General features: G+C 45.1%; 17 protein-coding genes. 12 read left to right on the plus strand and 5 right to left on the minus strand.

Features of this window, described 5'->3' with window-relative positions:
• Window positions 1-7 precede the first annotated feature (7 nt).
• The 3 genes from B9A91_RS21930 to B9A91_RS21940 all read right to left on the minus strand — a co-directional run bounded on the left by B9A91_RS21930 (window position 8) and on the right by B9A91_RS21940 (window position 5,236).
• Window positions 8-3,271, minus strand: a complete 3,264-nt coding sequence (locus tag B9A91_RS21930; RefSeq protein WP_159451762.1) for a SusC/RagA family TonB-linked outer membrane protein — start codon at window positions 3,269-3,271, stop codon at window positions 8-10.
• 201 nt (window positions 3,272-3,472) lie between these two features.
• A complete protein-coding gene (locus B9A91_RS21935) occupies window positions 3,473-4,615 on the minus strand; it encodes a FecR family protein (protein WP_084241201.1) in 1,143 nt (380 codons plus the stop codon).
• Between the two features lie 48 nt (window positions 4,616-4,663).
• Window positions 4,664-5,236 (minus strand): RNA polymerase sigma-70 factor, encoded by a 573-nt coding sequence (locus B9A91_RS21940; RefSeq protein WP_084241202.1) that lies wholly within the window; start codon window positions 5,234-5,236, stop codon window positions 4,664-4,666.
• Window positions 5,237-5,342: 106 nt separating this feature from the next.
• Between B9A91_RS21940 and B9A91_RS21945 the strand changes: the two genes are divergently transcribed.
• The 5 genes from B9A91_RS21945 to B9A91_RS21965 all read left to right on the plus strand — a co-directional run bounded on the left by B9A91_RS21945 (window position 5,343) and on the right by B9A91_RS21965 (window position 13,282).
• Window positions 5,343-5,915, plus strand: a complete 573-nt coding sequence (locus B9A91_RS21945; RefSeq protein ID WP_084241203.1) for an RNA polymerase sigma-70 factor — start codon at window positions 5,343-5,345, stop codon at window positions 5,913-5,915.
• A 79-nt stretch (window positions 5,916-5,994) separates the two neighbouring features.
• The gene (locus tag B9A91_RS21950) at window positions 5,995-7,179 is read left to right on the plus strand and encodes a FecR family protein (RefSeq protein ID WP_084241204.1); all 1,185 of its coding nucleotides are present in this window, start codon (window positions 5,995-5,997) and stop codon (window positions 7,177-7,179) included.
• Between the two features lie 206 nt (window positions 7,180-7,385).
• A complete protein-coding gene (locus tag B9A91_RS21955) occupies window positions 7,386-10,682 on the plus strand; it encodes a SusC/RagA family TonB-linked outer membrane protein (RefSeq protein ID WP_084241205.1) in 3,297 nt (1,098 codons plus the stop codon).
• Window positions 10,683-10,693: 11 nt separating this feature from the next.
• Window positions 10,694-12,163 carry a RagB/SusD family nutrient uptake outer membrane protein gene (locus tag B9A91_RS21960; protein WP_084241206.1) on the plus strand — a complete coding sequence of 490 codons (1,470 nt, stop codon included), beginning with the start codon at window positions 10,694-10,696 and terminating at the stop codon, window positions 12,161-12,163.
• A gap of 3 nt (window positions 12,164-12,166) precedes the next feature.
• The gene (locus tag B9A91_RS21965; protein WP_200815709.1) at window positions 12,167-13,282 is read left to right on the plus strand and encodes a metallophosphoesterase; all 1,116 of its coding nucleotides are present in this window, start codon (window positions 12,167-12,169) and stop codon (window positions 13,280-13,282) included.
• Here the strand turns inward: B9A91_RS21965 and B9A91_RS21970 are convergent.
• Together B9A91_RS21970 and B9A91_RS21975 are read right to left on the minus strand one after the other, a co-directional pair.
• Window positions 13,272-13,646: a VOC family protein gene (locus B9A91_RS21970; protein ID WP_084241208.1), complete on the minus strand. Its 375-nt coding sequence runs from the start codon at window positions 13,644-13,646 to the stop codon at window positions 13,272-13,274. The genes B9A91_RS21965 and B9A91_RS21970 overlap by 11 nt on opposite strands.
• A gap of 9 nt (window positions 13,647-13,655) precedes the next feature.
• Window positions 13,656-14,183, minus strand: a complete 528-nt coding sequence (locus tag B9A91_RS21975) for a hypothetical protein (RefSeq protein ID WP_084241209.1) — start codon at window positions 14,181-14,183, stop codon at window positions 13,656-13,658.
• A gap of 100 nt (window positions 14,184-14,283) precedes the next feature.
• Here B9A91_RS21975 and B9A91_RS21980 point away from each other — a divergent pair, with 100 nt between their 5' ends.
• From B9A91_RS21980 to B9A91_RS22010, 7 genes are all read left to right on the plus strand, one after another.
• Entirely contained in the window at window positions 14,284-14,949 is a 666-nt protein-coding gene (locus B9A91_RS21980; protein WP_084241210.1) for a FadR/GntR family transcriptional regulator, read from the plus strand.
• A gap of 4 nt (window positions 14,950-14,953) precedes the next feature.
• Window positions 14,954-16,180, plus strand: coding sequence for an MFS transporter (locus B9A91_RS21985; RefSeq protein WP_084241211.1), 1,227 nt, complete (start codon window positions 14,954-14,956; stop codon window positions 16,178-16,180).
• A 10-nt stretch (window positions 16,181-16,190) separates the two neighbouring features.
• Window positions 16,191-16,739, plus strand: coding sequence for an AAA family ATPase (locus tag B9A91_RS21990; protein ID WP_084241236.1), 549 nt, complete (start codon window positions 16,191-16,193; stop codon window positions 16,737-16,739).
• Between the two features lie 89 nt (window positions 16,740-16,828).
• Entirely contained in the window at window positions 16,829-18,127 is a 1,299-nt protein-coding gene (locus B9A91_RS21995; RefSeq protein WP_200815710.1) for a Gfo/Idh/MocA family protein, read from the plus strand.
• A 15-nt stretch (window positions 18,128-18,142) separates the two neighbouring features.
• Window positions 18,143-18,847, plus strand: a complete 705-nt coding sequence (locus tag B9A91_RS22000; protein ID WP_084241212.1) for a 3-keto-disaccharide hydrolase — start codon at window positions 18,143-18,145, stop codon at window positions 18,845-18,847.
• A gap of 150 nt (window positions 18,848-18,997) precedes the next feature.
• Window positions 18,998-20,047 (plus strand): PLP-dependent cysteine synthase family protein, encoded by a 1,050-nt coding sequence (locus B9A91_RS22005; RefSeq protein WP_084241213.1) that lies wholly within the window; start codon window positions 18,998-19,000, stop codon window positions 20,045-20,047.
• Between the two features lie 20 nt (window positions 20,048-20,067).
• On the plus strand, window positions 20,068-20,726 hold a 659-nt coding region (locus B9A91_RS22010; RefSeq protein WP_449406348.1), incomplete at its 3' end, for a cytochrome c biogenesis protein CcdA.

Genomic DNA, 20,726 nt, shown 5'->3' on the forward strand with positions numbered 1-20,726 from the left:
ATTCATTTTAAAGTGTTAACTGTAAACCTGCGGTAATGGTGCGTAGCGGAGGCATTCTCAAATAACTTTGGGTTTCGGGATCAGCACCTTTATAATTGGTAATGGTCAGCAGGTTTTGCGCCATTACCTGAATGGTAAAGTTTTTTACAATTTTTGTTGGAATGGCATACGAAAAAAACACATTTTTCAATCGCAGATAGCTGATGTCGGTGTAGGCCCTGTTAGAGAAAGTCATCGAATAAAATCCAGAAGTAGCGGTAACTGTACCCGAGTTGGTGGTAAACTTTTGTACATCTGTAAAGTCGCCCTCTTTTTGCCATCTGTTCAAAGCCAGTGTGGGCACATTGTAAATGGTTCCTGGTGGGTAGCTGGTATTGGCCACACGCCAGTCCCTTCCTGTCTGACTGTTGAACTGCAGAAAAAAGCTAAGGCTAAATCCTTTGTAGCTAAGGGTATTGTTTAAGCCACCAAAAAATTTGGGGTCAAGCGTTCCTGCCAGCGCATAATCGTTGGCAGAATTCTGCCTGTTGTCACCATTTACATCCTTTACGGTATACAGCCCTGTTACCGGATCTACCCCGCTAAACTGCGCCTGGTATATCCTGTTCAGGGATTCACCCAAGGTATATGCCCTGGCATAGCTTGACTTTTCAAGATCAGGGAACCTGACCAGCTGGTTTTGCGGAATGCTGATGTTGAATTCAGTTTTCCAGTTAAATGCCTTGTTCACGTTTTGGGTGATTAATGTAAACTCCAGGCCCCTGTTGCGAACTTTTACCCCGGCCAGATTTTGTGTTATGGTCACAAAACCGGTCATCCTGGGCAGTAAATAGCTTACAAGTGGTTCCGAAGAAATGTTCTGATAAGCCGATGCGGTAAAAAGGATGCGGTCTTTCAGGAAGCCGAGTTCCAGGCCAATTTCGGTTTTTGTATTGCTTTCCCAGTGCAGGTTGGGGTTATAGAGTTTGGAAGGATATATTGCTGATGAATCTGCATAATTCCCTGCAGGGGCCCAGGCATCCAGGTAGGCATACTCGCCAATCTGGTCATTGCCGGTAGCGCCATAACTTGCCCTAAGCTTTCCATAACTCAGTACCTTGCTCTTCTTTAGCAGTGCTTCCTCGCTAAAGATCCAGGCAGCCCCAAAGGCAGCAAAGTTGGAAAAACGGAATTCGGGGCCAAAACGACTGGAGCCATCCCTTCGCCCGGTAAAATTCACAATGTATTTGTTTTCCCAATTGTAATTTACCCTCCCAAAAAACGCCTGATAATTGTATTGGGTTAAAGTATTGGCCACTGTAATGCCGGTGCTGGGTGCACCTTTTAACGTCCCAAGCATTTCATCGCTGGTATAACCTGTAGCACTCGTTACATCACCTTCGGTATAACGTTTATTGTAAGTTGCGCCCAGTAATACATTGAGTTTGCCCCATTTGCCATCTTTTATAGGACTGGTATATTCCAATTGAGGTTCAACAATCCAGTCTTTGAGCTGATTGTTACCAAAATAGGCCTGCCCGCTTAAATTGTTGGTCCGTGGGTTTTGTGCTGCTATAGGGATGAACTTTTTCTCGTCCAGCTGTGTAAGGTTATAGCCAAAAGTGCTTTTAATCACTAAGCCTTTTAGTGGGGTATAGCTCAATACTGTATTTGCATTCAGGTGGCCCATTCTGGCCAGATATTTTTGTTTAAATATGGCCAGGGGATTGTCTTTTTGTATATATAAGCCACCTTCATTCCAGGCCAGGTCACCTTTTTCATCATAAAGCCTGAAGTTGGGGGGGAGTAAAGTGTAGGTGGCAAGGTCAACTGCCAGCAAGTTATTTTTACTGGCGATATAATTGCCTGTAAACCCTATGCTGAATTTTTCATTCTCGCTACTGGTAATGATATTGACGCTCATAGAGGCACGCTCTGCTCCGGTATTGCCATACCACACAGTACCTTCTTTATGATAGCCTCCATTGATCCGGTACCGGCTATTTTTATTACCGCCCGAAAAGCCAAGCTGGGCATCATTGGTATGTGCGGTATTGCCAATCAAAAGTTCTGCGAAATTGGTATAGCGGTTGGTATCCCATAGCAACAGGTCGTAGGCATTACTGTTGGTTTTAGCGATTTTATCATTGGCAAATGCTTCATTTCGCATGGCAATGAATTGTTCTGTATTCAGCATTTTTGGTAAATAAGCGGCCTCGCTGATGCCAGAATATAACGTGGCATCCATGCGCATTTTACCGGGCTTCCCTTTACGTGTAGTGATCAGTAATACACCATTTGCCCCCCTGCTGCCATAAATAGCGGTGGCATCAGCATCTTTAAGCACAGCTATGCTTTCGATGTCGGCCGGGTTTATACCTGACAGGGCAGAGAGCCCATCAAGTGCTGTGGCACCAAATGGTCCGCTTATCAGGTTTACCTTATCATTCGCGGCGGCCATAGGTACCCCGTCGATAACAATCAATGGCTGATCTGAGCTCAGCAATTTGTCGAAATTGGCCCTTCCGCGAATCTGTATATTTAAACGGGCGCCCGGTACACCGGTACTCTGGCTTACGACCATGCCAGGTATGCGTCCGATCAGTGCTTGCCCAAGATCGGATACAGGTTGTTTAATCAGGTCATCTCCATCGATACTGGAAATGTTGGAGGTGGCCAAGCGCCGGGAACCTTTGCCGTAAGCTTGCACGGTTACTTCATCCAACCGGGCATCGCTCAGCTGGAGTTGAATAATGCCCGTTTTTTCGGTTGCCTTAATGCTAAGAGTCTGATATCCCACATAGCTGATTTCCATTTCAGTACCTTCTTCAATATTGCTAAAGAAAAACCTGCCGTTTTTGTCGGTTTTGGTCTCGCTCCCGTTTTTTGCCTTCACTGTAGCCCCTTGTAAGGGCTGGCCATCGGGATTGACCACCTGTCCGTTTACGTCAATGGTTTTAAAATAGGATAGCAATTTACCTAGCGCATCAGAAAACCCGTTTTTTGCCTTTATTTCTAACGTGTTTCCATCCAAGCGGTAGTCAAAAGGCTGCGCTGCAAAGAGTGCTGCTAAAACCGAAGTCAATTCCTGCTTGTGCACTACCAGGCTTACTGGTTTTGCTTTATGTAGTAATTCGTTATCAATAAGGTAGTTGATGTCTGCCTGCGAACGGATGGTATTGAGCACATTTTGCAGGGTGGTTTTGCGCACATTGAGGCTTATTTTCTGCGCAAATGTGGATGCACTGACCTGCATAAAAAGTACCAGCATTAGTACCATTGTAATCTTCATGATTCTCAAAAATTGTATGACATGGCAGCTTTGCCAGTACCATAACTTTGTGTAAATTTTGTACATTTGGTTAGTTCGTTTAAATAGTTGATTGTGAAATGCAATACCTGGATAAACTGAACATTGATCAGAGGTGTGTCCAGCACTTCTGATCTTCATTTTGTCAGGTTTTCGTTTTAAAGGGATTAATTGTGGTAAACTCTACTTCATAACGTATACTTTCCTCCCTTCAATTTTAAATTTAACTTTACCAGAGGCTTCTATTAGGGCCAATACCTTGGACAATTTGGCTTTTCTTGAAATACGGCCCGTCATGTTTAAGGTTGGCTTTTTACCTACATACTCAAATTCTACATTGTACCAATTTTTTAGTCGGTGAATGATGGTTTCCAGATCATCGCCTACGAAAACAAAATCGCCTCTTTTCCAAGCCATAACGGCCTCCGTATCTGCCTTAACTACGTGTAAAACCCTTTTAGATAAACTGGCCTGTTCGCCGGGCTTTAAAGTTTTTTTCTGATCAGGCTCCTGCAGCAGGTTTACCTGCACCGAGCCTTCCAGCAAAGTAGTTTTCACATCAACCCCATAGTCGTAGGTATTCACGTTAAAATGTGTACCCAATACCCTAAGCACCTGCCGTCCTGATTGTACAATGAAAGGTTTCGCTGCATTTTTAGCGATTTCAAAATAGGCTTCACCGCGCAGCTCAACCGTTCTTGTATTTAACTTATTAAAGGTTGAAGGGAATTTAAGGGTGCTGGCGGTGTTAAGCCATATTTTGCTCCCATCCGGGAGAGTGAGGGTATAAGTACTGCCCTGCAAGGTGTTGACGATAAGCTCCTGCCCGGGATGATGAACAGTTACCTTACTGCTATCCGTATATTTTAATCCAGAATTGCCGATTACAATTCCGTCTTTGGTATTACTTAACGGTATAATTTCACCATTAGCCAGTGTTAAGGTTGTTGTGTTGGCAGGTGGGGGAACATCATTGCGCGCGGCAATTTCCCTGCTGCGCTCTTCTAAGGACGGACCCGAATTGAAAAACCAGATGCCAAACAGAACGAGAGCCATTGCAGCAGCTACACCCACAAGCGGGGCCCATAGTTTGTAACCAGGATGTGCTGCCATGGCACCATCAGGTAAGCCAACTGCTTGTAGCAAATGCCGGTATAGTCTTGATTTTAATTCCCGCTCATTCCTGTCCCCGGAACCCCACTCAATTACTTTTGGTACGGGCTGGTTATACCATGCATCCAGTTGTTCAGATTCTTCGGAACTGATGGTTCCTTGAAGTCGCTTTTTTGCAAGTTCTTTTAAGCGTTCAGTATTTATTATGGCCATGATATCAAATCCTTTTTATACATAGCCTGTAAAAAAGAACTGATACCCTTAGTTGAACTTTAAAAAAATATAAAATATATAACGATAGAACTTTTCCCGGAGTGTCCTTAAGGCTTTCTCTATATGGGCTTCTACCGTTTTTTGTGAAATTTTAAGTAGTTCCGCAATTTCTTTTCCTTTCATTCCATCGTTCCTGTGTTTAAACACCAGTCTGCATTTTTCGGGAAGTGCGGCTATGGCCCGCTCCAAATCTTGCTGCAGGTCGGCAAAGTCCAGCCACTGCTGGGTAGCGTCATCGGCTACAGGTCCTGGTTTTACATCTTCAATAAAAGGGTACTTTTTCTTCCTGCCGGATATTTGGTTGAATACTTCATATTTAACTGCAGAGGCAATGTAAGTATGAATGGTATTTCTGATTTCTGTGGTATGCCTTCGCTTCCACAGGTTGGTAAACATGTCCAGTACAACTTCTTCAGCACCGTCCTCAGACCGCAGGAGTGAAGAGGCCTTTGTCAGCATTTTTTTCCAGTACCTGTCGAACAATGTGCTGAAAGCGCCTTGGTTGTCTTGCTTTATCAAGACAAAAAGTTCTTCATCAGAAAGCAGTTTATAATTTTTCATATTGTCAGTTATCCACCAGTTAAATTTAGTGTTTAAAATGCAATCTTATGCAAAAATTGGAAAACCTGGTAAAGCAATATTAAATTTAATGTAGCTTTGAATTGCTATGCAGGGATATGATACCATCAGCGATTTTGAACTGCTGGACCTCCTGAGGTCTGATGACCATGCTGCGTTCGCTGAACTGTACGAGCGTTACAAAGTAGTGCTTTACCTCCACGCCAAAAGAATGCTGTCCGATCAGGACGAGACCAAGGATGTGATCCAGGAAGTATTTACGCAGTTGTGGACCAAAAGGGCTGATATTGTTATCAGCACCTCCGTCAAAGCCTACTTATATACGAGCATTCGCAATAAGGTATTTAACCTGCTGGCCCATCGTAAATTTGAAATGAATTACCTCAATTCCCTGCAGCAGGTGATCGATCTTGGCGAAACCAGTGGGGAAGCGCAGCTCAGGGAAAAACAGTTGATTGTTATGATAGAGCAGGAAATTGAGCAGCTTCCCCAAAAAATGCGGGAGGTTTTTGAACTGAGCCGCAAACACCACCTCTCTCATAAGGAGATCGCGGGAAAGCTGAACATTTCAGATAAAACCGTAAAAAAGCAGATCAACAATGCCATCAAGATCCTGCGGCTCAAAATCAATGCTATTTTACTCCTTTTACCCTTCCTCTAAAATATTTAAATTTTTTCTACTACCAGGGTAGTTTTCATTTGTCATAACCGCATAAAAGATAAAAAAGCTTTTTAAGGTAATGGACAACAGCAAAGCTAAAACGCTCCTAGAAAAATATAAATCCGGCACATTGAACCAGGCCGAACAGCACCTGCTGGAAGACTGGTATCTGGGCTTGTCGCGCAGCAACAAACTTGATCTGGAAGAGGGAGAACTCGAAAAGAACCTGGACGAGATCTGGAAAACGATCAGCTCAGATACTGCTGTTCCCATGCAGAAGACCTATAAAATTGTATGGTGGAAAAAGCTTAGCGTGGCAGCAGCCTTATTGCTGGTTTTTGGGGCAGGATTCTATTTCTACAATCAAAAAGAAAGCAAAACAAGTTGGTACCAGTCTTACACAACAGCTGTTCAGCCGGGCAGCAACCGTGCCACCCTAACCCTGGCCAATGGTCAGGTAATTGCACTGGATGATGCCGGTAATGGAAAGCTAGCCGAGCAGGCCGGAATCAGCATTACCAAAACAAAAGATGGGCAGTTGGTTTATACCGTCACCAATGGGGCAGCCGGCAGTAACAAAGAAACGATCAATACCATTGCCACACCAAAAGGAGGGCAATACCAGGTTAACCTGCCCGATGGGAGCAGAGTTTGGCTCAATGCTGCATCTTCACTGCGTTACCCGGTACACTTTACAGGCGCAGAACGCAGGGTTACCTTAACCGGTGAAGCATATTTTGAAATTGCAAAGGTATACAGCGCTGCGCTGTCGCAAGCCGATGGCGCTACTCAAAGAAGACTGCAGGCCCCTTTCATTGTCTTAACCGACAAACAGCAGGTCACTGTTTTAGGTACACATTTTAACATCAATGCCTATGCCGATGAACCAGCTGTAAAAACCACCCTCCTGGAGGGTGCAGTCAGGATAAACCGTACTGCTGCTCCGGCAGCTGCCCTGGTATTAAAACCGGGTGAGCAAAGCACTATAGCCAGTGGCCAGCTAAATGTAGCCGCCGTAAATACCGAAGAGGCCATTGCCTGGAAAAATGGAATGTTCATGTTTAAGGATGCCGACCTGAAGACCGTAATGCGTGCCATAGCCCGCTGGTATGATGTAGAAGTGCATTACGAAGGCACACTTCCGGATAAAGAATTCTCAGGTGATATTTACCGCAATCTTGACCTTAACCAGGTGTTGAGTGTACTGAGTTTTTACAAAGTGCATTTCAGGGTTGAAGGAAAAAAAATAACCGTAACACCATAATCTATCAGCAATTAACCAATTCTACATAACCAAACTAAAAACGCAATGAAAATCAGACTCCGACAACGCTAGACAGATCAGGGGAAAGAAAAAACCGCAGAAGTGTTGGAGCACAACTGCGGCAATATCTGAGTTAACCCTGCCCGGAAATCCGGGAAAACAATTTCGCAAACTATTTACTGTATTAACCCAAACACCACAAAAGTATGAATTTTAATACGATTACTACAGCTATGTCCAAACCATGGCTGCCCCCTAAACTGTTACTCATTATGAAGCTCACCACACTTCTTTTGTTTTTAGCGCTGCTGCAGGCCAGCGCGGAAGGGTATAGTCAGATTACCCTGAAAAAAAACAATGTGACATTTGAAAGCGTCTTGCAATCCATCAAAAAACAAACAGGCTATGCTTTTTTCTATGACAGTAAGGACATCAGGCTCAGCCGGATCAGCATCAATGTGAACAACGCCAGTCTGAACGATGTGCTGGCCGAGTGTGCCCGGGTATTGCCACTTACCTTTAAAATTGTAGGAAAAAATGTGTTGTTGAAACGTAGGGACACAGCCAATCCCAGCTACGATCAGCAGTATGCCGCGATCCTGGTAAAAGGAAAAGTTTTTGATGAAAGCGGAAAGCCGGTTCCGGGTGTAAGTGTCACCCTGAGCGGGGCCGACTACAGACAAACCACACAAACCAATTCCGGTGGTGAATATTCCTTCAATCCTTCAAAAGCGGGTACCTATACTTTAACGGTGAGTTCCATTGGTTATAACAAGCAGGTTATTACACTGGAACTGAATAAAGACAATGTAAACCAGAATGTAACCCTGGTACCTTCCAATGAAGACCTTTCGGAAGTAATGGTAGTGGCCTATGGTACGCAAACCAAGGCTTCCTTTACCGGATCCGCCAAGGTGCTGAAATCCGCTGTGGTAAACGGGGCACCAAGGGTATCATTGCAGGAAAGTCTGCAGGGAAATGTACCTGGATTGATATCTTCCAATGGCTCGGGCCAGCCGGGTGCGGTGCCTAATGTGCGTATCCGTGGTATAGGCTCTGTAAATGCGGGCAGCGGGCCGCTATATGTGGTCGACGGAATTCCACTTGAATCCGGCCAGATCAGCAGTCTGAACAGCTTTGATATAGAAAACGTAACAGTATTGAAAGATGCAGCAGCAGCTTCTATTTATGGGTCAAGGGCAGCCAATGGTGTCATTATCGTTACCACCAAAAATGGCATTGCAGGAAAAACAGTGATCAGTGCATCTCTGCAATCGGGCGTCAATAACGTTACCCCGATTAAAAATAATGCGCCCTTAAGTACCACCGAAATGCTGGAGCTTTTGAGAGAAGGCTGGATAAATAAAGGCAGTGATCCGGCTTTGTTCGACAAGGCAGTGACCGATAATGGTGTAAATCCTGACATCAACACCAACTGGTTCGACCTTCTTACCCGTACGGGGAACCATACCCAGCTCGATCTTTCGGCAAGCGGTGGTACAGAGAAAACCAAATTTTACGTTTCCGGTAGCCACTATGTAGCCAAGGCCGCATTGCTGGGCAGTGATTTTTCGCGCAGCACGGGGAATTTAAGGCTGAGCAACCAGGTTTCAGAGAAACTTTCCATAAACGGTGGGCTACAGGTAAACTACCGTCGCAACCACAGTCAGGCAGATGCCGGTACTTTTGGCAACCCGGTAAGGATGTACTCCATCTATCAACCCTGGTTAAGGGCCTACAATGATGATGGAACTTATGATTTCAGTTATTTTAACAGGTATAATCCAATTGCACAGGTAAAAGAAAGCTATGACGAAAGCACTACTTTTGGCATGCTTGGTAATTTTTTAGCCAAGTATCAGATCCTCCCTTCGTTGTCTATCGAAAACCAATCGAACATCAGCTTCGGCTATAATGAAAGGACAGAATACAATAAATCGGGCGTAGGTACTTCACGTACAGATGGCGGAAGGGCCACGGCCAGTACCAGTCGTTATATCAATTGGGTAAATACGGCCATTTTGCGCTACAACAAAACCTTTGGTGATTTTGGTTTGAAAACTTACCTGGGCTATGAGGCACAGGAGGTAAAAGAGGTGGGTACCAGCGTGCAAAAACGCAACTTTTTACCCAACACCTATACCTTAGACAACGCTTCTATATTGGTCGATGGCGGATCTAACGCTACCGGAAATACCCTGAATTCTGTGTTTTTGAATGCAACGGCCGATTATAAATCGCGCTATTATTTAAGTGCTTCAGTTAGGCGCGATGGTTCGTCAAGATTTGGGGCAAGCAGGCTGTATGGTAATTTCTGGTCGCTGGGTGCCTCATGGAACATCAGCAAAGAAGCGTTTATGGAGGGACAGAAAGTCTTTTCTGACCTGCGTTTGCGCAGCAGCTATGGGGTAAACGGAAATCAGGATATCAGTAACTTCCTTTCAAGGGCTTTATACAATAGCTCTTCGTACGACAATGCACCAGGACTGGTTTTTTCCAATTATGGTAATAACCTGCTCACCTGGGAAAAGAACAAACCCTTTAATATCGGTCTTGATTTTGGGGTGCTGAACAACAGGATTACAGCCACAATTGAATACTATACCCGTGCTACTTCCGATTTGTTGCTGAGCAGGCCGATCTCGGCTACCAATGGCTTGACGAGTTTTACCGATAACGTTGGCGCCATCAAAAACAGCGGCCTGGAGTTCGACCTGAACAGTGTAAACGTCAGGGCGGCAGACAATGGTTTTGGCTGGACTACAGCGTTCAACATCTCTACCATGAAAAACAAGATCACTGCTTTGAGCAGTCCGATCATTTCAGGTGGCTACAACCGCTTTGTAGGGGGCGATTATTACCAGTTGTACATGGTGGGCTATGCAGGCGTAAACCCCGATAACGGGGAGTCGTTATGGTATACCGACGGAACAAAAACCGCCACCACCAATGTTTATGGATCAGCCGCCCAGTTTAACCAGGGTAGCGCTTTACCTGATTTATTCGGCGGTTTTACCAATACCTTTACCTATAAAGGCTTTTCACTGAGTTTCCAGTTCAACTTTAACTTCGGTAACAAGATTTACGACAACTGGGGTGCAACAGGGAATTCAGACGGATCAGGCGGTTTTGCACCGACCACCCGGATGACCCGTTATACCTACGAGAACAGGTGGCGAAAACAGGGGGATGTGACCGATCAGCCTAAAATCGTTTATACCGGCACACAATCGGGCTTGTCCAGCCAGGGTTCTACACGTTTCCTGTATGATGGCGATTACATCCGCCTGCGTGACATATCCCTTGGCTATCAGCTTCCGCAAAGCTGGATCAAAAGCCTCAGCCTGAGCAGTGCCCGCATCTATTTCAGGGCAAACAACCTGTATACCTATATCAAAGACAAGCGTGTCAATTTCGATCCTGAAGTGGGTATAGATGGTTTGGCCGATAAAAATATCCCGGTATATAAAACGGCATTAGTTGGTCTTGATCTTAAATTTTAATCGATATAGCAATGAACAAATCATATAAAATAGTGTACGCAGTACTGATCGCCATATTGTTCAGTGCCTGCAAAAAGGATTTCCTGGATGTTGATCCGCAACAGCAAACAGATGTAAACATGGTAATCGTTGATCTACCCAGCACCAAAGCTGCGGTAATGGGAACTTACGCATTGCTGCAAAGCGCTTCCTATTATGGCCGGAGCATGATAATCTACCCGGAGGTGATGTCAGACAACCTCTACATCAGCAGACGTAATTCCAACCGCTACACGGCTTACGACCAGTATATTGCTGCGGCAAATGACAGCCGATCAGCCGAAACCTGGAACATTTTGTACCGTACCATTGTAAATGCAAACATCATTATTGCCAAGGGTGAGTTGCTGAATGTCCCTGAAACCCAGAAAGCAGAAGTAAACCACCTGATTGGTGAAGCTTATACCCTAAGGGCCCTGGCACATTTTGACCTGCTGCGTTTGTATGCCCTGCCTTATAATACAACAGCAGGTGCCGGTCACATTGGCGTTCCTGTGGTAAACAAAAGCGGAACCAGTAAGGAAGATGCCATCTCGCCTAAGCGTAATACCGTAAAAGAAGGCTATACGCAGGTGGTAAACGACCTGGTAAAGGCAGCTACCCTGATGCCTGCTGCAGCGCCGGTGGGCTTTCCGGCTTCCAATAAAGGGCATATTTCACATTACGCAGCAAAAGCACTGCTGGCCAGGGTGTACTTGTATATGGAAGACTGGGCAAATGCCGAAACTTTGGCTACAGAGGTGATCACTGGCAATAAATACACTTTGTTGAGCAATGCCAACTATGTAAACGGCGCTACCAATTTCAGGAACCAGAACAATAACGAAAGTATTTTTGAGGTACTGTACAATATCACGAGCAATCTGGGGACAGATGCACTGGTAGCCTTTTTGCTACAAGGTGCCAGTTATGGAGATGGTTTGGCTACCGACGATCTTTATAATAAATACACGGCCACGGATGTGCGCAGGGGCTTTATGGCCAAGGGCAAAAGGTCAGGATCGGGTGGCGAAGACCCGGCAGTAATCATCAACAAATACAACAATACCACCACCTATGAGGAAGGGGTTAAGGTGATCCGCCTATCGGAGATATACCTGATCCGGGCAGAGGCCAGGGCCAGGCAGACCGGTAAGGACGCACTGGCAGCAGCCGATCTGGATGTGGTGGCCAAACGTGCCGATACGGCCAAACCAACCACTACAGAAACAGGAACAGCTTTGCAGGCCCTGATTTTGCTGGAAAACCGTAAGGAATTTGCTTTTGAAGGACACCGCTTGTTCGATCTTACCCGAAACAAGCAGAATTTTACCAAGTACCGTACAGACGGGGCTACTATCGTGGTTCCCAATACCTCACTGAGAACCATATTACCCATTCCGCTGGCCGAGATGAACTCCAATCCGAATATGGAACAAAATGAAGCTTATAAAACCAATTAAACGATGGTGCTATTTCGCATGATATCAATGCTTGCCGCAGGTTTACTCTTTTTTAGTGTAAACCTGCAGGCACAGCAGGCCGGAAATAAAAACGATGGCCCTTACATTTTATACCGTGGCGGGGCTATGGTAGTTAGCCGGATCGAACCTGGTAAAGACGGGGGTGTGCAGGCTGTCACTGAGCACTATCCATTGAAAGAAAAAGATAAAGTACCTGTTGTGGTCCGTTTTTCTGATCATCCCGGCTGGGACTTTACAGTAAAACTGCAGACTGCGTTTGTTAATGAACCTTCCGAATTCAGGCAGCCGGATAAATTGCTGGCACTTTCGGATATAGAGGGCGAGTTTGAAGCTTTAAGGAAGCTGCTGCTGGCCAACAGGGTGATGGACGAACATTACAACTGGACCTTTGGCAAGGGACATCTGGTTATTTGCGGCGACCTGTTTGACCGGGGAGCGGATGTGCCGGCAACCATATGGCTTTTGTATAAACTGGAACAGGATGCCAAAACAAAAGGTGGTTATCTGCATACCATTCTGGGCAACCACGACATCATGAACCTGAGCGGAGACCTACGTTACGTGAAAGAAAAATATTTCAGCGATGCAAAGCTGCTGGGCTATGACTATATGGAGCTTTACGGGGCGGATACCGAACTGGGGCGCTGGCTACGCAGCAAGAACCTGGTAGAAAAAATAGGGGATAACCTTTGTCTGCATGCCGGCGTGGCACCAGAGATCAACAAGCTGAACATGAGTTTAAAGCAGATCAATGAAAGCTGCAGACCTTATTACGATAAAGCCAAAAAGCCGGATTTGTTTGCAGATAAAGCCATATGGAAGTTTTTTGATGGTACAAAATCGTCGTTGTTCTGGTACCGGGGCTATTTTCATGAACCAAAGGCAACAGAACAGGAGGTTGATGAAACCCTTTCGCTCTATAAGGTTAAACGCATTATTGTAGGCCATACCATTACCGATACCAATGTTGGCTTTTATTACAATGGCAAAGTACTGGGGATTGATGTAAACCAGCATGCAGGTCATCATGAAGGTGCTTTATACGAGCAGGGCAAATGGTATAAGGTTGGGGTAACGGGAGCAGCAGTTAAGCTTTAGCAAAGGACCATATAGCTTGCTGAAATATAATGCAGACAGTAGTAGGGTCAAGCGTGGCAAACTCTTTAAGTCCCCAGGGTTTGGCTACCACCTTATTAGAATTGGGATGTAAAATTTCTGGTGCACGCGCTTTGATCTCACGGTAGATGGCCTCAATATCATTGGTAGCTATTCTGATTTCAGGGCGATCCCCCTGTGCAAATTCTTTGCTATCTACCAGCAGAAAAGTAATGTCATCCCGGTTAACGATGTACAGGGAATCGTCATGGTACCCGAGTGTAAAGCCCATACCGTCGATGAAAAATTTCAGTCCTACATGAATATCTGAATAAAATACTTTCGGAAGAATTTGCTGAAGTGCCATAGTGGAATTTTATTTTGTTGATTTTGGAAGGTTCTTGTGGGTGGTAAAAACAATTTCGGGCTGCTGATCAAATTCAGATACATAAAGGCAGTTTGCTCTCATGGTGATCATTTGATACTCCTTTCGTATTTTTTTTCTGATATACTGTTTTTTTCTCTTTTTGTATCTGTATCCATTTTCACGAAAGCTTTTCTCCATTTCCTGAATAACAGGTTTGGGTGCAGTATAGCGTATTTCAACACTGATGATGTGTTTTATAGAATCGATTTCCCGAACAGACACCTGCAAAATCTCTTGCGTTTTGTTGTTTCTGAAGGTCTCGGCTGTAACGTGTATGTTCCCGTTTTGGTTGTAAGGAGCACCACCTGAAATGGAATAAAAAGGAATCTTTCGTTCAATGAACCGGTAGGCATCCCCACTTAATGATTTCAGGTGTTTTTGCTTGACTACTATCGCATCAAAATCCTTTACGGAAATGCTTTGTGCAAAAGCAATTTTTGTGAGGATAATCAGTAAAACGGATAAAATTTTTTTCATAGTACGATTGCCTGTATTCTACAAATATTAGGCCGAAGCCTTGCGTTTTGATCCTAAAGTTTTACCTTTGCAATTCATCTGATGATATGATGAATATTACATGGAAAACAGAATCATTAAAAAGTCTCTTGCGGATGAGGTAGCATCCAAAATTCAGGAGCAGATTTTATTGGGCAAATACCAGTTAAATGAAAAGCTACCCATAGAGCCCGAGCTGATGAAAAGCTTTGGCGTTGGCCGTTCTACCATACGTGAAGCCATAAAGATTCTGACCAATACCGGCTTATTAAGGGTACAGCAGGGGGCAGGTACTTTTGTAGAACAGGTAACCGGCACCAGGGAGCCTATGGAGCAGCGCCTGAAACGTGCCAACGTGCAGGACCTGGACCAGGTGCGGCAGCTGCTGGAAATGAAGATTGCCGAACTCGCAGCACGAAACAGGACAGATGCCGATATCATGATCATTAAAGGCCATCTCGAGGACAGGAAGAGCGCCGCGATCATGGGCTTAAAAGAGGCCTGTATTGATGCAGATGTAAAATTCCATATGGCCATTGCTGAGGCCTCAAAAAATGAGATCCTGGCTGAACTTTATAAGTCGACCGCCATACACCTGAAGAACTGGTTTATGACCATATACCCCGACACGCTGATTTTCGAAGAAACTTATCCCATTCACGAACAATTGCTGAAAAGCATTATCGCTGGCGATTCCAAAAAAGCCTGGAGCATTGCCGCAAAAATATTAGGACACGTATCTCAATAACAACATGAAAGAAACAAGTACAAGCACAATCGACCCCAAACAAATTGCACAGCAAACCGTATTTCCCATACTGTTTGCCATCAGCTTTTCCCACTTACTGAACGATACCATACAGTCGCTCATTCCGGCTATCTATCCGTTGGTTAAAGACAATTATAACCTTAGTTTCTCGCAAATTGGCCTCATCACCCTTGCCTTCCAGATGGCTGCGTCTTTATTTCAGCCCTTTGTAGGTTTATATACTGATAAAAAACCTCAGCCATACTCACTGGCCATTGGAATGGGTTTTACATTGATCGGCCTGATCACTTTATCACTGTCTACCGGATTTTATTTTATGCTGCTTTCGGTAGCACTTATTGGTACCGGTTCTTCTATCTTCCATCCGGAGGCTTCGCGGATGGCACATGCGGCATCGGGAGGGCGCCGCGGACTTGCACAATCTATTTTTCAGCTGGGCGGAAATGCCGGGAGTTCAATAGGGCCACTGCTGGCTGCCTGGATCATTGTGCCCAATGGGCAGTTCAGTGTGATCTGGTTCTCGATCATTGCCCTGCTGGCCATTATGATATTGACGCGGGTAGGTAAATGGTATAAAGGCTATATGGTAAATTTAAGGGCTAAACATGGCAGTAAATTGACTGTTGTGACCAATAATTTTTCAAGAACCAGGGTGGTAACTGCAGTTGTTATTTTGCTGGTACTTATCTTTTCAAAATACTTTTACATGGCCAGTCTAACCAGTTATTTTACCTTTTACTTAATTGATAAGTTCCATGTAACGGTACAAACTTCACAGCTTTATCTGTTTGTGTTCCTGTTTTCTGTTGCTGCCGGTACACTGGTAGGTGGCCCCGTGGGCGACAGGTTTGGCCGTAAATATGTGATCTGGTTCTCTATTCTGGGTACCGCGCCTTTTGCATTGATGCTGCCATATGCAAATTTATTCTGGACTGGTGTATTGATCGTTCCCATCGGTATGATCCTGGCTTCTGCTTTCTCGGCCATCCTGGTGTATGCCCAGGAACTGATACCTGGTAAGGTAGGCCTGGTTGCCGGGCTTTTCTTTGGGTTTGCATTTGGTATGGGCGGAATTGGTTCTGCTTTACTGGGCAAGCTTGCCGATAACACCAGTATTGAATATGTGTTTCATATCTGTGCTTTCCTGCCCTTGATTGGCATCATTACCGGGTTCTTGCCTAATATTGAGGGAAAAAAGAAATCTGCTTAAGCTGCAGCTGATGTTACCGGTAATAAAAGATAATTTTTATGTGATCACGGGCGGGCCGGGCATGGGGAAAACTACATTGCTTACGGAGTTGGAATTTCTGAATTATACCTGTGTGGAAGAGTCGGGCCGCAAGATCATTATAGACGAGTTGAAGCGCGGCGGCAAGGCCTTACCCTGGGAAGACCAAGCCCTTTTTGCGAGGGCAATGTTCGCTTACGCGGTAAATGACTTCAAGGCTCATGAAGCAAGCATTACCCCTGTATTTTTTGATAGGGGTATTCCGGATGTAATTGGTTATCTGAGGCTTTGTGGGCTTCCTGTCCCGGATGGTATGCTGCGTGCCGCAAAAGTATTGAGGTACAACAAAAAGGTGTTTGTTACACCTCCCTGGGCCGAAATTTATCGAAACGACACCGAAAGGAAACAGCCGTTCGGTGAGGCCGTTGCCACCTGCGAGGTGATGAAAACGGTATATGCGGATCTGGGATACTTGCTCGTAGAATTACCAAAATGCCCGGCTTCGGAAAGGGCAAACTTCATTATCGGGCAAATGGGCTAAAAATCAATGCACTATACTTTTTAAAAAATAACATTAATTGCGTCATTCATCATATAATTTCTATTTTTATATATCAAATGAAACCAAATATGATGAATGATTTAAATTTTACAAACAGGAGGTCTTTTATAAAGAAATCGGGTATAGCTGTGCTGGGCGCCACACTGGCTTCCCAAACCGGCTTCGGATCACCATTGTTCAGTTCTGCCAAAACCCTTAAGGTTGGTTTAATTGGTTGTGGTGGAAGAGGAACGGGTGCAGCAGCGCAGGCGCTTGCAGCCGATCCTGATGTGGTTGTAACCGCCTTGGGTGATGTTTTTGAAGATCGCCTGGAAGGGGCCTTGAGTGCGCTTACAAATATTGATGCAAAAAGGGTTAAGGTAGATAAAAGAAGAAAATTCATAGGCTTTGATGCCTATCAAAAGGTCATAGATTCGGGAGTGGATGTGGTATTATTAACCACGCCGCCTGCATTCAGACCAGATCAGCTTACTGCGGCAATAAACGCCGGTAAACATGTGTTCTGCGAAAAACCGGTAGCGGTTGATTCGCCGGGAATCCGTACGGTACTGGCAGCGGCAAAAAAAGCACAGGAGAAGAACCTTGCGCTGGTATCGGGCTTTTGCTTCAGGTACGACCTGCCAACAAGGGGTGTCTTTAGCAGGGTATTAAATGGGGATGTGGGTGAGATTAAAACCATATCTACCTTCAGGAACGGCTCGGGTAACTGGTCTAACCCGCGCCAGCCTGATTGGAATGACCTTACCTATAAAATGCGCAACTGGCATTACCACAATTGGCTTTCCGGCGATTTTATTGTGGAACAGGCGGTGCATAGTCTGGACATGATGTCATGGGCCATGGGTGATAAAATGCCGCTAACCTGTACCGCAACCGGCGGACGGCAGGTACGTGTAAACGAGATCTACGGAAACATATACGATCATTTTGCTGTAGAGTTTGGCTATGCCAACGGTGCCAAAGGCTTCCATTTCTGCAGGCAGCAGGAGGGAACATCGCACCGCAATACGGTGGATGTGCTCGGTACAGAAGGCAGTGCCTATATCAATGTGGGCATGAAGTATGAGTTGAGTGGCAAGACCAATTGGAAATACGAGGGCGAAAAGAAAAACATGTACCAGATACAGCACAACGAGCTTTTTGCCTCTATAAGGAATGGTACACCGATCAACAATGGCGAGTTCATGACGCAAAGTACTTTATTGTCTATCTGGGGACGTATGGCAGCTTATAGTGGACAAACCATCAGTTACGAAGATGCCCTGAACTCTAATATAGCCCTGGGGCCAAAATTTGAGGACTATAGCTGGGACATGAAATGGGACGACCAGCCAGTAGCTTTGCCGGGTATAACCAAAGTAATTTAAGCACCTGCATATATTATGTTTATAGTTAAAGGAATGGCTGTGGCCTTTTTGCAGGTATTGCTGTACGTTGTAACTGCATACGCGCAGTTAAAACCCATACAATTCGGGCAGGAAACCGAATTGCCGGGTACTGCCGGTAAAACTAAAAAACAAAGCATCAGCTGGATAAACGTAAATACAGATCCCGATACCTGGCGGTTGGAGAAAGACCTGCTGATCTGTACCGGTAAACCCATCGGTGTCATGCGGTCTGAAAAGCTTTACGAGAATTTCATCCTCGAAGTAGAGTGGAAACACATGGAGGTCGGTGGCAATTCAGGTGTATTTGTGTGGAGTGATGCCAAACCGGGTGAAAAGAACCGCCTGCCGGGCGGTGTAGAAGTGCAGATGCTGGAGCTGGACTGGGTAAAGCTGAATGCCAGGGATGGTGTGGAGCAACCGATTGCCTATGTACATGGTGAACTGTTTGGGGTTGGGGGCGTAACAACGGTTCCTGATAACGCAAGGGGAGAACGCAGTAAATCTGTAGAGAACCGCTGCAAGGGCAGGGGCGAGTGGAACAGTTACCGTGTGATTTGTGTAGATGGAACGATTAAACTATCAGTAAATGGCAAATTTGTAAACGGGATCAGCAGGTCGTCCGTAAAAAAGGGCTATTTGTGCCTGGAATCGGAAGGTGCTGAGATTCATTTCCGGAACTTAAGAATTACACAGCTGTAAAAAAATACAATCGCTCAGGATAAAACGAAAGTATGACTGAAAGAAATTGTTGTTTATTGCCTTTTTTCTGAAAAATTTTCGGAAATAAAGAGGTGTATTGTTATTATAACTTGTATTAAAGAGTTTTACTGAAAATTATTTAATACAAAAATGTTAGCTGAAAATCTGGAGCAGGCTTGTTTATCGCCAGACCTGAACAACAAATTTCAACACCTGTGGCACCTTGTTGGGAACACCCCAATGCTGGAGCTGCAATATACCTATAAGGGAAAAGCAGGGAAAGTTTATGTGAAGTGTGAGCACTACAACCTTACAGGAAGTGTGAAAGACAGAATGGCTTTGAACATTATGTATCATGCCTATAAATCGTGTGCCATAAAACCTGGTGATACCATTATTGAAGCTACAAGCGGTAATACAGGTATTGCATTTGCCGCTATTGGCAGGGCCCTGGGGCATCCGGTTAAAATTATTATGCCCAATTGGTTAAGCAAAGAACGTATTGACATCATCAGGAGTATGGGCGCCGAAGTGATCCTGATCAGTAAAGAACAGGGCGGCTTTTTAGGCAGCATCAAACTTTGCGAAGAAATGGCTGCCAAAGGCGGGGTATTTTTGCCAAGACAGTTTGAAAACCAGTACAACGAGGAAGCGCATGAAAAAACTACGGGTATGGAGATCTGGGAACAATTGAAGCTGAACGGCCTGAAGCCTGATGCTTTTGTTGCAGGCGTTGGCACCGGAGGTACGGTAATGGGTGTAGGAAAAGGCCTAAAAGCCCGTAACCCGGAAATTAAAATCCACCCGCTTGAGCCTGCGGAAAGTCCGACATTGACTACCGGTTATAAAGTGGGCAGTCACCGCATCCAGGGCATTTCTGATGAATTTATTCCTGAGATCGTAAAGCTGGACGAACTGGACGAGGTAATACAGGCCAACGACGGTGATGCCATCATTATGGCGCAGAAACTTGCCAAAGAGCTGGGACTTGCGGTAGGTATCTCATCTGGTGCAAATGTAATAGGGGCCATCAAGTTGAGGGAACAAATGGGCGATAACGCCATAGTAGTGAGCATACTGAGCGACAGTAACAAAAAATACCTGAGCACTGACCTGGTAAAAGAAGAGACCATTAAAGATTCGTTTGTATCTACAGACACTGTATTTACCGGGTACCAGCCAATCTGCCGTTTAAAATAGCTTGTTTTTAGAAAAGAAATATGAAACTAAACCACACCACATTTTTTAATATACGACTGCTGACCTTAGTATTGTTCCTGTTCCTGGGTACATGTACAGCTGTATGGGCGCAAGAGGCCGACACCAGTATGGCCGATATTGAATTTACAGAAATTACGCCGGAAACAACGCCTGCCCCTGCAGATACAGCAGCTGTGGCCCCTGCAAGTACAACGAAAGATAGCTTAAGCAGCGATACTACTGCCGTTAAGGCCGATGCCAAAGCTGCAGCGCCAGCGGCTGAAAAATCAAAGACACTCTGGGAAACTTTCATTGCCGGTCTTGTAGGTGGTTTTCTGGCCTTTTTAATGCCATGTATCTTCCCGATGGTACCACTTACCATCAGCTACTTTACCAAAAGGGCAGGCAGCAAAGGCAAGGGAATTGGTCAGGCACTGATCTACGGATTGTCCATCATTGTCATTTACGTGGCTTTCGGACTACTGATCACGGTGATCTTCGGCTCGGCTGGATTGAATGCATTGAGCGCAAGCGGGTTGTTTAATTTCCTGTTCTTTATTTTGCTGGTGGTATTTGCCATCTCATTTTTCGGGGCTTTCGAAATTACCCTGCCCAGCTCATTTGTCAATAAAATAGACAGCAAAGCCGATAACAGCAAAGGTTTGCTGGGGATCTTCTT

The sequence above is a fragment of the Pedobacter africanus genome, assembly GCF_900176535.1.
Classification (GTDB): Bacteria; Bacteroidota; Bacteroidia; order Sphingobacteriales; family Sphingobacteriaceae; genus Pedobacter; species Pedobacter africanus.

Coding starts and splice junctions, on each gene's coding strand:
- B9A91_RS21995 (WP_200815710.1), top strand. CDS start 16,829: ATGATGAATGATTTAAATTTTACAAACAGGAGGTCTTTTATAAAGAAA.
- B9A91_RS21955 (WP_084241205.1), top strand. CDS start 7,386: ATGAATTTTAATACGATTACTACAGCTATGTCCAAACCATGGCTGCCC.
- B9A91_RS21960 (WP_084241206.1), top strand. CDS start 10,694: ATGAACAAATCATATAAAATAGTGTACGCAGTACTGATCGCCATATTG.
- B9A91_RS21975 (WP_084241209.1), bottom strand. CDS start 14,183: ATGAAAAAAATTTTATCCGTTTTACTGATTATCCTCACAAAAATTGCT.
- B9A91_RS22005 (WP_084241213.1), top strand. CDS start 18,998: ATGTTAGCTGAAAATCTGGAGCAGGCTTGTTTATCGCCAGACCTGAAC.
- B9A91_RS21950 (WP_084241204.1), top strand. CDS start 5,995: ATGGACAACAGCAAAGCTAAAACGCTCCTAGAAAAATATAAATCCGGC.
- B9A91_RS21970 (WP_084241208.1), bottom strand. CDS start 13,646: ATGGCACTTCAGCAAATTCTTCCGAAAGTATTTTATTCAGATATTCAT.
- B9A91_RS21985 (WP_084241211.1), top strand. CDS start 14,954: ATGAAAGAAACAAGTACAAGCACAATCGACCCCAAACAAATTGCACAG.
- B9A91_RS21935 (WP_084241201.1), bottom strand. CDS start 4,615: ATGGCCATAATAAATACTGAACGCTTAAAAGAACTTGCAAAAAAGCGA.
- B9A91_RS21930 (WP_159451762.1), bottom strand. CDS start 3,271: ATGAAGATTACAATGGTACTAATGCTGGTACTTTTTATGCAGGTCAGT.
- B9A91_RS21965 (WP_200815709.1), top strand. CDS start 12,167: ATGGTGCTATTTCGCATGATATCAATGCTTGCCGCAGGTTTACTCTTT.
- B9A91_RS21945 (WP_084241203.1), top strand. CDS start 5,343: ATGCAGGGATATGATACCATCAGCGATTTTGAACTGCTGGACCTCCTG.
- B9A91_RS21990 (WP_084241236.1), top strand. CDS start 16,191: ATGTTACCGGTAATAAAAGATAATTTTTATGTGATCACGGGCGGGCCG.
- B9A91_RS22000 (WP_084241212.1), top strand. CDS start 18,143: ATGTTTATAGTTAAAGGAATGGCTGTGGCCTTTTTGCAGGTATTGCTG.
- B9A91_RS21940 (WP_084241202.1), bottom strand. CDS start 5,236: ATGAAAAATTATAAACTGCTTTCTGATGAAGAACTTTTTGTCTTGATA.
- B9A91_RS21980 (WP_084241210.1), top strand. CDS start 14,284: ATGGAAAACAGAATCATTAAAAAGTCTCTTGCGGATGAGGTAGCATCC.